9 protein-coding genes are annotated in these 12,210 nt (G+C 43.4%); 8 read left to right on the top strand and 1 reads right to left on the bottom strand.

What is annotated here, in order from left to right; all coding sequences use genetic code 11:
• Positions 1-44 precede the first annotated feature (44 nt).
• From KS2013_RS03260 to KS2013_RS03285, 6 genes are read left to right on the top strand one after another with little or no spacing between them, the layout of a single operon-like run.
• On the top strand, positions 45-992 hold the full coding sequence (locus KS2013_RS03260) for a DUF4040 domain-containing protein (RefSeq protein ID WP_407656666.1): 948 nt from the start codon (positions 45-47) through the stop codon (positions 990-992).
• The gene (locus KS2013_RS03265; protein WP_068989690.1) at positions 989-1,357 is read left to right on the top strand and encodes a cation:proton antiporter subunit C; all 369 of its coding nucleotides are present in this window, start codon (positions 989-991) and stop codon (positions 1,355-1,357) included. The genes KS2013_RS03260 and KS2013_RS03265 overlap by 4 nt, the downstream gene beginning before the upstream one ends.
• Positions 1,354-2,832, top strand: coding sequence for a monovalent cation/H+ antiporter subunit D family protein (locus KS2013_RS03270; RefSeq protein WP_068989692.1), 1,479 nt, complete (start codon positions 1,354-1,356; stop codon positions 2,830-2,832). Before KS2013_RS03265 ends, KS2013_RS03270 begins: the two co-directional genes overlap by 4 nt.
• Positions 2,832-4,319, top strand: coding sequence for a monovalent cation/H+ antiporter subunit D family protein (locus KS2013_RS03275; protein WP_068989694.1), 1,488 nt, complete (start codon positions 2,832-2,834; stop codon positions 4,317-4,319). The genes KS2013_RS03270 and KS2013_RS03275 overlap by 1 nt, the downstream gene beginning before the upstream one ends.
• Complete coding sequence (locus KS2013_RS03280) at positions 4,312-4,662, top strand: hypothetical protein (protein ID WP_068989696.1); 351 nt, start codon at positions 4,312-4,314, stop codon at positions 4,660-4,662. Before KS2013_RS03275 ends, KS2013_RS03280 begins: the two co-directional genes overlap by 8 nt.
• On the top strand, positions 4,649-6,340 hold the full coding sequence (locus tag KS2013_RS03285) for a Na(+)/H(+) antiporter subunit D (RefSeq protein ID WP_068989700.1): 1,692 nt from the start codon (positions 4,649-4,651) through the stop codon (positions 6,338-6,340). The genes KS2013_RS03280 and KS2013_RS03285 overlap by 14 nt, the downstream gene beginning before the upstream one ends.
• A gap of 51 nt (positions 6,341-6,391) precedes the next feature.
• Here the strand turns inward: KS2013_RS03285 and KS2013_RS03290 are convergent, their stop codons facing one another.
• A complete protein-coding gene (locus tag KS2013_RS03290) occupies positions 6,392-8,458 on the bottom strand; it encodes a hypothetical protein (RefSeq protein ID WP_068989703.1) in 2,067 nt (688 codons plus the stop codon).
• A gap of 197 nt (positions 8,459-8,655) precedes the next feature.
• On the opposite strand from KS2013_RS03290, the gene KS2013_RS03295 reads away from it, so the two are divergent.
• Together KS2013_RS03295 and fadR are read left to right on the top strand one after the other, a co-directional pair.
• Entirely contained in the window at positions 8,656-10,848 is a 2,193-nt protein-coding gene (locus KS2013_RS03295; RefSeq protein ID WP_068989707.1) for a winged helix-turn-helix domain-containing protein, read from the top strand.
• A 600-nt stretch (positions 10,849-11,448) separates the two neighbouring features.
• Positions 11,449-12,168 carry a fatty acid metabolism transcriptional regulator FadR gene (gene fadR, locus KS2013_RS03305; RefSeq protein WP_068989719.1) on the top strand — a complete coding sequence of 240 codons (720 nt, stop codon included), beginning with the start codon at positions 11,449-11,451 and terminating at the stop codon, positions 12,166-12,168.
• Positions 12,169-12,210 lie beyond the last annotated feature (42 nt).

A 12,210-nucleotide genomic window follows, 5' to 3' on the forward strand; every position in this document is an offset into this window, starting at 1 on the left:
CCATAGAAATCTTAATTAATGTCATATTACTGGCTTTTTTAGCAATTACAGCTCTATCCTTAGCCTTTACTAAGGATTTGTTCGCTTCAGTAATGCTAACGGGGATCTATAGTCTACTCTCGGCAGGATTCTTTGTACTGATGGATGCTGTTGATGTTGCTTTTACCGAAGCTGCCGTTGGCGCAGGTATTTCAACAATTTTGATGCTGACTACGCTGACAATGACGGGGCGGTTTGAAAACAGGAAGCTGCATCATCCAAAAATCGCATTAAGCGTGGTCATTGTTACTGGAGTCATGCTTGTTATCGGAACGTTCGATATGCCAGCGTTTGGCTCACCATCAGCACCGGCACAGACGCACGTTGCTCCGTATTATATCCAGCAGTCGGGACAGGATATTGATATCCCAAATATCGTCACATCAGTGCTGGCAAGTTATCGTGGCTTCGATACTTTTGGTGAGGTCGTAGTGGTCTTCACCGCAGTTATCGGGGTGTTAGCACTTTTAGAGTTTTCAAGACAGGAGCAGGATGCGAGTCAAAGGCCAGCCCCAATGTTCCAGCATAAGATTTTGCGTATAGTCAGTAAAATTCTTATTCCGCCAATTATGCTGTTTGCTTTGTATGTCCAGTTCCATGGCGAGTACAGCCCCGGAGGTGGATTCCAGGCGGGCGTTATTTTTGCCTCAAGTATCATTCTGTATGCAATGCTGTTTGGTATTGAGCAGACAAGAAAAGCTGTATCAATGCCTGTGGTTAAACTCCTTGCAGCCCTCGGGGTACTAATCTACGGAAGTGTAGGTATTGTCAGTATGTTAAATGGCGGCACCTATTTAAATTATAGTGTGCTAGCTGAAAATGATATTACCGGTCAGCATGTTGGGATTATTGTTATTGAGCTGGGCGTTGGTATCACGGTAGCTACAGCAATGATTTTAATCTTCTTAACCTTTGCCGGAAGAATTGGCAAAACTGAAGAGGAGATAGTATGAATTTTCTCGAACAGTACAATTACTGGATCGTAATTCTATTAATGATGAGTGGGTTCTACATCGTTATTGCCCACGGCAATTTGGTCAAAAAGTTAATGGGGTTGACCATCTTTCAAACTTCAGTCTTCATTCTATACATCAGCGTAAGTAAAGTTTTTGGCGGTACAGCTCCAATACTTGATGATAGTTATGAGGTTTACTCCAACCCTTTGCCTCATGTGCTTATTCTGACGGCTATCGTTGTTGGTGTCGCAACAACTGCTTTAGGCCTGGCCTTGGCTGTTCGTATTAAGGAAGCTTACGGCACTGTCGAAGAGGACGTTATTCAAGAAAAAGACTTGCAGCAAGAGGGCTCAACAGAGTGATTCAACATTTACCGATTTTGCAGGTAATTATTCCATTACTTGCAGCACCGATATGTTTTATTTTGCGTGAAGCCAAGCTCGTTCGTTGGTTTGTTCTACTGGCTAACATCATGGCATTTGTTGTCAGCATTATGTTGCTGCAGCAGGTTAATGCGAACGGAACCTTAGTTTATACTCTGGGTGGCTGGGAAGCACCGATTGGCATTGAATATCGGATTGATGAGCTTAATGCTTATTTACTGATTCTGGTGACTTCTATCAGTACCATCACTTTGATGGCTGCTGGCTCCAGTCTGACAAAGGAAATGAAGGAGAGTAAGCAAACTTATTTTTACATCGCTTACATGCTCTGTCTAACCGGTTTGCTGGGTATTCTGGCAACTGGAGATGCTTTTAATGTCTTCGTCTTCCTGGAAATTTCGTCATTGGCATCATACACCATGATTGCGATGGGTAATGACCGCCGTTCACTTTGGGCGTCATACCAATACTTAATTATGGGAACCATTGGTGCAACGTTCATTCTTATTGGTATTGGTCTGATGTATATGATGACAGGTACCTTGAATATGCATGACCTTGCAGGGCGCCTGGTGGAAGTTGAGCAAACCAAAACCATTTATATGGCTTTTGCCTTCTTTCTTGTTGGTGTGTGTCTTAAGCTGGCTTTATTCCCTCTGCACTTATGGCTTCCGAATGCTTATGCTTACGCGCCTTCCATCGCTACCGTCTTTTTGGCGGCAACAGCAACTAAGGTAGCGATATATATTCTGCTGCGGTTTATTTTCTCAGTCTATGGTTTTGAGTTTTCGTTCACTCATCTACCTCTGACGGAGATACTGGTCACTCTCGGGTTACTGGGTGTTATTGCTGCTTCAATCGTTGCCATCTATCAGACGAATGTAAAACGTTTATTCGCATATTCCAGTGTCAGTCAGATAGGCTACATGATTCTGGGGCTGGGTATTGGAACCAAGACCGGTCTTAGCGCAACGTTATTGCATCTGTTCAATCATGCCTTAATGAAGAGTGCAATCTTCCTGGCTCTTGCAGGCGTGGTTTACCGAGTGGGTAGCGTTAATATAAAAGCATTTGCCGGGCTTGGGCGGCAGATGCCCTGGACAATGGCGGCAATTGTTGTTGGTGGTTTAAGCTTAATAGGTGTGCCATTGACGGTGGGCTTTGTTAGTAAGTGGTATCTAGTTCTGGCATTGCTGGAAAATGGCTGGTGGCCAATAGCTGTATTGGTCCTGATCGGCTCATTGCTGGCAATGGCCTATATCTGGCGTATCGTCGAAGTCGCATATTTCAAGCCTGCGTTACAAAACAATCGGTCTTACAAAGAGGCGCCATTGACGATTCTGGTTCCAGCATGGATTTTTGTTATCGCTAATATTTACTTTGGTATTGATACCAGCTTCACGGCAGGCATATCAGAAAAAACAGCTGAACTGTTGTTTGGGGTGGTTAAATAATGAGTCAAGAATTATTGATGCAGTGGATCATTATACTGCCGCTATTGGCAATTCCGGGGATCCTTTTATTTCATAAACAGCCAAATCTGCGTGAGGCGGTGACACTAATCGTTGGCGCTTTGCTGTTGATCGCTGTCATTGCTTTTTATCAGGACTTTGTAGTTGATAAAGCAGCATATGTCCACTGGTGGGAGTTAATGCCAGGTTTGGATATTGCATTCAGGGCCGAGCCTTTAGGTGTACTATTCAGTTTAGTTGCGGGCTCTCTATGGCTGGTAACGTCGATATATGCCATCGGTTATATGAGAGGGCATGGTGAAGCAAACCAGACCAGGTTCTACACCTGTTTTGCCGTTGCCATTTCAGCAGTAATGGGACTGGCGTTCGCCGACAACCTCTTTACCTTGTTTGTTTTTTATGAAGTATTAACTTTATCTACGTATCCTTTGGTTACTCATGCAGGTACTGATAAGGCACGCCATGGTGGACGGGTATACTTATCCGTACTTCTGACTACTTCAATTCTATTTTTGCTATTTGCCATTATTGGCACCTGGAATGTAGCTGACACCTTAACATTTACTCAAGGCGGCGTTTTTGACGATACTGTGTCGCCAATGATCGCGGGTGTTTTATTGGTACTGTTCGTATTTGGTATTGGTAAAGCCGCTGTCATGCCATTCCATCGCTGGTTACCGGCGGCAATGGTCGCACCGACGCCAGTCAGTGCACTGCTTCATGCTGTAGCAGTAGTAAAGGCGGGTGTCTTCTCGATTCTTAAGGTTTGCGTCTATGTCTTTGGCATTGACTTGCTTAATGATCTGAGTGTCACCGACTGGTTATTGTACGTTGCAACGGCGTCAGTCCTGCTTGCGTCTTTAGTCGCAATGCGACAGGACAATCTGAAGAAACGGTTAGCTTATTCAACGGTTAGCCAATTAGGTTACATTACGATTGGAGCCTTATTGGCAACGCAGGCTGGGGTTCTCGGTGGTGCGTTACACATAGTGGCTCATGCCTTCGGTAAGATTACTTTATTCTTCTGTGCCGGCGCTATTATGGTGGCAGCTCATAAAACCGAAATTAGCGACATGCGAGGTTTGGGCAAAACCATGCCAGTCACTATGATCGCCTTTTTCATTGGCAGTCTAAGCATTATTGGCTTGCCTCCTGCCGCAGGAATGTGGAGTAAATGGTATTTACTGATGGGAACCCTGGAAGCGCAGCAATGGGCCGTGATGATCGTATTAATGATCAGCTCCTTATTAAATATTGCTTACTTGCTACCAATTCCCTTAAGAGCCTTTTTTGATGGTAACCGTAGTGTTGTCTCTATTAATAGAGCTGAAATTAAAGAAGCACCCTGGCCAAGCTTACTGGCATTATGTATTACGGCCATCATGACTATCGTTTTCTTTTTCTGGCCACAGGCTTTTTATGAGCTAGCAGAGACACTGGCAAGTATTGCTGGAGGTACAAATGGCTAATAATAACAATGACGAGAAAAAATATTTATTTGATAAACCAAAGAACGTAAAGCGGCTACTTTATGGTCTTTACACCTGCTGTTTTATCCTGGTTCTGTTGGAGTTTGTTATTCACCGTCATATTTACCATTCATGGGAAGAGCTGTTTGGCTTCTATCCTATATATGGTTTTATCGGCTGTGTGCTATTGGTACTGATTGCGAAGTGGATGAGAACCTTTTTAATGCGTGATGAAGATTATTACGACAAGTTAGAGCAAAAGCAGCATCAGCTAAAGAAGGATGCTGAATCATCAAACGTGCAAGTCAAAGAAACCAAAGGGGGCGATGATGTGGATGCCTGAGTTACCCGCTTTTGTTCCTTTTTTTATTGGTGCACTACTAGCCCTGATTACCAGTGGTAAGGTACGCCAGGCTATTTTACTAATAACGCCGGTCGTCAGTGGTTTGCACTTACTTACTGTGCCGGTAGGAACAGTTCTAAGTTTTGATTTCTTAAATTTCCAGCTTCAGCTCTTTGAAGTTGACAAGCTCAGCCTGCTTTTCGGGTACATATTTCACATCGCAGCTTTTATATGCATGCTGTTTGCATTACATGTGAAAGACACACTGCAACAGGTTAGTGGTTTGCTGTATGCAGGCAGTGCAATTGGTGCAGTGTTTGCTGGAGATCTAATTACGCTATTCATTTTCTGGGAGCTGTTGGCCGTCACTTCAGTATTTTTGATTTGGGCACGTCGAACAGAGCGCTCTTATATAGCTGGACTCCGCTACTTAATTATCCAGGTACTTTCCGGTGTTATTCTGCTGGTCGGAATAATATTTTATGCTCACAAGCATCAGTCAATTGACTTCCAGTTCATTGGTCTAACGGATACCGCCAGCTGGCTTATTTTTATTGCCTTTGGTATTAAGTGTGCTTTCCCAATGCTGCATAACTGGTTAACCGATGCCTATCCAGAGGCTACGCCGACAGGAACCGTCTTCTTGAGTGCCTTTACAACAAAAGTTGCTGTATATGCGCTGGCCCGTGCTTATCCCGGAACTGAGTTGTTGATATACATTGGCGTCATCATGGCCTGCTTCCCAATTTTCTTCGCGGTAATTGAAAATGATCTGAGAAGGGTACTGGCATACAGTATGATTAACCAGATTGGATTTATGGTCGTCGGTATTGGTATTGGTACAGCACTGGCTGTTAATGGTGCGGTATCACACGCCTTTAACGATATTCTGTTCAAGGGACTGCTATTTATGTCAATGGGGGCTGTCCTGCATATGACCGGCAAGATTGATGGTTCCCGTCTCGGTGGCTTATATAAGACCATGCCTAAAACCGCTATCTTATGTATGGTTGGCGCTGCATCAATTTCTGCGTTCCCGCTGTTCAGTGGTTTCGTCAGTAAGTCGATGGTGATGTCAGCGGCGCTGAACAACGGTTACGGCTGGGCGTGGGCGTTGTTGTTATTCTCAGCGGCAGGTGTCTTCCATCATGCAGGTATTAAAATCCCATATTTTGCGTTCTTCGCCCATGATTCTGGGATTAGGACGTCCGAGCCTCCAAAGAATATGCTGCTTGCGATGAGTATCGCGGCGGTATTGTGTATTGCTATAGGTGTCTACCCGCAGGCCTTATATAGCCTGTTACCGTTCGATACAGGCTATAACCCTTACGATGCGACGCACGTGTTGACTCAAACACAGTTACTATTCTTCTCAGCATTAGCCTTTGTCTGGCTAAACCTGAGAAATATGTATCCGCCTGAGCTACCTTCGGTTAACCTGGATATTGACTGGTTCTATCGACGCTTATTCCCAGCGATACTCACACCGTTCTTCAGTGCTTTCTGGGCTACTGATAGAGCCGTTCGTCGCTGGTTTATGCGCGGTGTGAATGGCGTACTAGGCATGATTGCCCGTCATGAGCCTGACGGTATTTTATCCAGAACTCAATTGTCCGGAAGCATGGTTGTATGGGTGACTATCTTGCTGGCAGGCTATTTAATTCTGAGCTTCTGGTAGTAGCCAATACCAATAAAAAGCCGGCAAATGCCGGCTTTTTTGTATCGTAAACTATTGTACGATTACGAAGTCCTGGTTTTCAGGGCATAGACCGTCAAATTTAACTTTGTAGTGCCAGTCTGCAGTGGTATCACCTAGGAACCAAGTACGTGTCTCAAGGTATGCAGTGGAATTTACACAGTATTGAGGAGATATTCTATGGCTACGGCCAGAACCTTTCGGGTTGTCGTATTCATAGGTAATAATTTCAAAACCTTTACCAATTCCTGCGCCTTTACCTTTATATGGATCAGCAAAACAAGATGTCTCTGCTAGACAAGTGTAATCATCTACCGCAAGAGAGCCTTTATATACATGATGATCATAGGTATCGGAAACGGATGTTTTTTCCAGCTTCTTCACATTTGAGTTCAACCAGTTATAAAGGTTTGTACCCGGATATGCAGCACTGATTGCTCCCGTGGTATAAACCAGAGGGTGTTCACAGTCTGCCCACTGACGGGTGTTACGGCATGCGTCCATGGCTGTGCTAATCTCCATCTGAGAGCTGCCACATTGGGCAGGCGTGCTCTTATTGTAGTCACTCCAGGGAGAGCAGCGTTCAGTATGCTGCACACTGATGTTCGCCCAGCGACGCATTTGTGCTAACGGTCCCTGATTACCAGTAAAATCAGCAAAAATAGCAGAATGAGGGTAACCACTATAAGCAGCCGGTCTAACGTATTGGCGTGTAGAAAATTCGACCGCGGCCCAGTTACTGGAATTTGTCCCCTGTAAAAACTGATTGTACTTATCAACCACATTGGAAGGAGTGACGTTTGCTGCCAGACCCTCTGGGCCACCAACCTGAGATGCGCTGATACTGACTTGCAGATTATCGAGTAAAATTTCCAGTTCACTGTTAGAAGATGCGGCGCCATTTGCGCTGAAAACGTCTCCTAATTTTAAACCCAGTTGACCTTTCTTTTGCTCTCGTTCTGTATAGCTGTATTTTTTTGAGTCGAATGAGAATACTAGATATAGAGCAGAACCGACGTTAGCCCCATCAACAAAAGCATCACCACAAAACTCTCTAAAGTCTGCTTTGGCATCATCATTATTAGGTGTCAGCATGTTATTGGTGAAATCTGGATCAATCGGATCTGAAGATGTGGTTAGACGCCAGTTTTCCTCACGGTTAACAATTTTAACCACAAATCTAACCGTGTCATGATCAGAGATTGATTGGACATAACGTGACTTTTCCCCGGATACACCCAGGCTTATATCGTCGCCAGTGAAGCCTACTTTTGCTGAGGCCGATACATCAAGTAGTTCTGCAAGATGATCGTTGTTTTCAACATAATCTACATCAAACGTTACTGGCTCATAAGGTGTGTTCTGGGTAATTTGAAAGTCTGGGTGATCGACATCTAGACAAGTTTGCTTTAATGCACCACGAACGAGATCGTAGCCGTCACCAAGATAGAAGCGTTCACCTGAGCCTGAGATTCGTAATGTACCGCCGCTGGTTGAATCGTCTCTGATTAGTGATGATTCATAGCTATCGACCGATGACTTGTAGCTTGATGCTTTTTGATCAATATTCGATAGGAAACTATATTCTGCATACAAATCAGGGCTTGGCTGGTAGTTAACCATCATCTTATTACCATAGCGGAAACTACTGCATCCCTTGGTGTTACATGAGCGAACCCGATATCGTTTTAAAGCCTTACCTGCAGATACTGAGATATACTTGCTGGTACCGTACCCGTCATAAATTTTTGACCAGCTACCGTTATTGGTTTGCTGGTAAAGCTCATTTCTTACTGGATAACCATAACCATAGCCACTGGTCCAGGTCACACGATAATTGTCATCATTGGTATAGACCGGAGTTTTAATTGAGCCCGGCGTACCTGGAGGAGAGTAAGGACCAGTCGAGCCTCCGCCGTCACAACTGTCAATTGGTTCCAATTTGTTTTCGACGTTAAGTGGCTCGAGGCAAGGTTCCTCTATCAGCTTGGGGGATACTTTTTGTTGCTGCACCTCTTTTTCTTTGGCCTGTAAGCCTGGAGAGCTAATTAATAGCAGAGGCAAAAGTGATGCCATAGTGAGATATTGATATGTTTTCATATTTTAATTTACCTTTGTTTGTGAAATAGGCTTCAAAACAGTGGCATAAATATGAAAAAGAAGGCTAATGGCGTTGTGATATTTAATTGATTATAATTTAATAGCTACTTAATAAAAGACTTAAAATAAAAGTAAATAGTATATTTTTCAGGTAGTTATACCTTACACCATATAGCCTAGAGAGCATTACAGACGTTATGCCCAAAATTATAAAAGTCGGGGACTGGTTCGTTTATCCTGACACGAATAAGCTGTGCTTCAACGACGTTGAGCACTACATTGAACCATTAGCAATGGATGTGCTGGTTTATTTTGCTCAGCATCCTCAACAAGTTGTCAGTAGAAATGAGTTAATCGATGCCGTTTGGAGCGGACGAATTGTCGGTGACCATGCTGTCTACAGGATCATAAATAAGCTGCGGAAAACTCTCGCTAAGGATAGTGAGCAAGAGTACATTAAGACCATTCGCAAAAAAGGCTATCAGTTGGTATGTGACGTTGTGCCTCCTGACTCTGGTAATGTTGAGGAGAGTACAACAGTAAAAGACGGTGGGGATGATCAAAACTTCCATGTGCAGGATTTCGTGGTAACGGAGAAAGCAAAGTTTAGTGATCAGCCTGCCATGGAAAATGAGCCAAAAATTCAGTCTAAACGTTTGGTCCGGTGGATTAAATGGAGCTTGCTACTGGTGTCAACGTTTATTATGACGCTTCTTGGGATAAAGCTTTATTTTTATCAATCCATAACCGGTTATAACCAGTCAACCTCTCTGATAACATTGAATGGAAGCATCCGAGATCCGAGTTTTTCTCCTGATGGCAATTATATTGCTTTCAGTTACAGAGATAATGTTAAAGATAACTGGGATATTTATGTCGAGTCTTTGCAGGATGGTCGCTTGTACCAGATTTCTGATGATATAACGGATGAACTTAATCCAGCATGGGCTCCTGATGGTAGCAAAGTTGCGGTGTTACGTTATGACAACAAACGCTGCATGATTGACGTGATCGAAATTCCCTTAACTTCTGGACAAAAAAGCGAATCCAGTGCTGAGTCATTAACGGAGTGTTCTGGAGTATTACAACACAATGATGTTGTCTGGGGACGGGAAGGCAAGTACTTATATTACACCAGCTCGGCCACTAAGGTGTCACCCTTACAAATTTTTCGTTTAACGATCCGGACCGGGAAAACCGAGCAGCTGACAAATTATACCCAGGGAGAAACACGAGGGGCACTGGGCATAAAGCTGTCAGCTGATAATAAGCATCTGGCTATTTTAAAAGATGTTAACTGGCGAAATAGCCGGATCGATGTGCTGAATCTGGAAAGCCTTAGTTTTGAAACAGTCAGGGAGCTGATCGGATGGAATCGATATTTCGATTGGGCAAATGAAGGCAATACTTTGATTTATAATAGGAACTCAGAGGAAATCGACGCTTATCATTTATCAGCCGGGGTAGAGAAAAATATAGCCAAAAGTGTTGAGCCCATCTCTTTTCCTGTTCATTCACCCATCAAACAAGAGCTGGCAGTGGTTGCGGGACGTAAGGTAGTCAATATTGTCGCGGAACCCATTTCAGCGGACTCAGGCTCCGAGTCTTCTCCTCTTACTGTAGTATCCTCTAGCTCCATAGATAATTATGCCGAGTATGCGAATACATCTGACCGGATCGCTTTCATCTCTAGAAGATCCGGAAAGCCACAAATATGGTTAAAAGAACTTGATGGTGAGGAAAAGCAGCTAACGTCTTTTGAACAAAGCTTTGATATAAAAAGAATTCGATGGTCGCCTGATGATACTTCATTATTATTTATCCATGATAATAAAATTTACCAGCTGAGTTTATCCAGCAAGAAACTAAAAGTGCTGTATCAGGCTGAGCCTGGTGAGTCAGTCGAAGGCGAGTCCTGGAACAGAACTGGTGACAAAGTACTATTTTCTTCTAATAGGGATGGAGATTGGCAAGTTTATCTTTTGCCCATTAACGATGGAAATCGAGCAGACTCTATCGAGCAAATTACTTTTAAAGGGGGCTATGCTGGGGTTGAAGCGCCTGAGCAAAATGGTGTCTTTTACTTAAAGTATCATGTAAAGGGACTGTGGTTTAAATCCTATTCCTCAGAAAAAGAGCGTTTGGTGGTAGATAACGTTGATGTGTTCAGCTGGAACAGTATTTATCTTAGACAAAATAATATTTATTACCTGTCTGATGATTACCCTCGTATGAAGCTTTATCGTTATGATATAGCAGCTAAAAAAAGAGAGATGCTCCAGCCCTATTATGGTTTCTCCTGGTTGCTTTCTATTTCTTTTGAGGCTGATAAGTTACTCTATCAGCGCAGCTGGAACACTCAATCATCGCTAGTGTTACTAAAGCCATGATCGGTGTTTCAGGCTGACTTAGTTAATCTGATTTAGACTCTGGGCAGAAGACATTAAAGAGACGGCACATGAAGCTTCGCTCAGAGTCATCTTCACCATCATTCCCTGGCAACGGTTCGTCGGCTTGAAATTGAGTCGGACTTCCAGGCTGGTAACTAGCAGGTGAGTTAACGAATGAGTAGCCCGCCCCGATGATAAGTGCGACTAATAGGGTGATTAATGTTTTCACTTTGTTTCTCCTTCAACTGAGTTTTGTTTGTGTTTATTTTTAAGCTGGCCATAAAAGAGGCACACCAGAAGTGTATGGCGGACTCATCTTTTTGACTAGTCAGGAAGGTTAATGTTTATTTAATGGAAAGTTAAGCAAGGCAAAAGTTTGCTGAGAGGGCTACTCATATCGAAAAAGCTTTAACTCTACAAGGTTTATCTTTGTGGGGTTTTAAGGTATTTTACTGCGGTTGAAACGAAAGTTATAAAAGTCTTCTTTCGGCAGGTTTGGGGTACTAATGCTGGAAAAGATTGGTTCTATATGCTAAAAACGTGGTGAGAGTTGACCTCTTACCAGTTATATAACATGATAAATTTAAGTGGGGAAAGCTGATGGCTTCTACAGCTAAAGCATTAACGCCAGCAGCATTTGCTGAGCAGTATATTGTAGAGTCTATCTGGAATGGAAAATTTCCAGCAGGCACAATTTTACCAGCAGAGCGTGAGCTGGCTGAAATTATTGGGGTCACAAGAACAACTTTGCGCGAAGTATTGCAGCGCTTAGCACGTGATGGTTGGTTGACCATTCAGCATGGCAAGCCAACAAAGGTTAATGACATTTGGCAGTCTGCGACATTAAACGTCCTTGACACTCTAGTAACCTTGGACGATGCCGGCTCGATGACATTGGCTGATAATTTACTCAGAGCAAGAACATCTATCGTCAGTGTATTTATGCGTGATGCGGTGAAAAAAGAACCGGAAAAGCTTCTAGCAGTATTGGCTGAGTTGGATAATGTTCCAAACACTGCGGAAGGTTATATTGATTTCGACTGGCATTTCCACCATTCCGCAACCCGCGCCTGCGGTAACCCTATATATACTTTGATGCTTAACGGTTTTGAGGCGATTTACTATAAAATAGGTCGTTTTTATTTTGGTTATGAGCAGACTCGTCGTCTGGCCTATAACTATTACCGTCAGCTTGAACAGGCGATTAAAGAGAAAGATGTCGAGAAGGTTAATGAGATACTCTGGGAGTACGGTCATCAAAGTGGCGAGCTTTGGAATAAAGCCAAAGGTGATATGACCTCTCTGACTCAGCTCAACTAGTTTCAGCTGGTAAGTCCACTTGCCAATTGGGTATCTTACAGA

Origin of the sequence: Kangiella sediminilitoris, assembly GCF_001708405.1 — a bacterium.
Taxonomy (GTDB): domain Bacteria; phylum Pseudomonadota; class Gammaproteobacteria; order Enterobacterales; family Kangiellaceae; genus Kangiella; species Kangiella sediminilitoris.

Excerpts from the sequence above, each read along its gene's own strand:
- KS2013_RS03265 (WP_068989690.1), top strand. The coding sequence starts at position 989 with ATGAATTTTCTCGAACAGTACAATTACTGGATCGTAATTCTATTAATG.
- KS2013_RS03275 (WP_068989694.1), top strand. The coding sequence starts at position 2,832 with ATGAGTCAAGAATTATTGATGCAGTGGATCATTATACTGCCGCTATTG.
- KS2013_RS03280 (WP_068989696.1), top strand. The coding sequence starts at position 4,312 with ATGGCTAATAATAACAATGACGAGAAAAAATATTTATTTGATAAACCA.
- KS2013_RS03285 (WP_068989700.1), top strand. The coding sequence starts at position 4,649 with ATGTGGATGCCTGAGTTACCCGCTTTTGTTCCTTTTTTTATTGGTGCA.
- KS2013_RS03290 (WP_068989703.1), bottom strand. The coding sequence starts at position 8,458 with ATGAAAACATATCAATATCTCACTATGGCATCACTTTTGCCTCTGCTA.
- KS2013_RS03295 (WP_068989707.1), top strand. The coding sequence starts at position 8,656 with ATGCCCAAAATTATAAAAGTCGGGGACTGGTTCGTTTATCCTGACACG.
- fadR (WP_068989719.1), top strand. The coding sequence starts at position 11,449 with ATGGCTTCTACAGCTAAAGCATTAACGCCAGCAGCATTTGCTGAGCAG.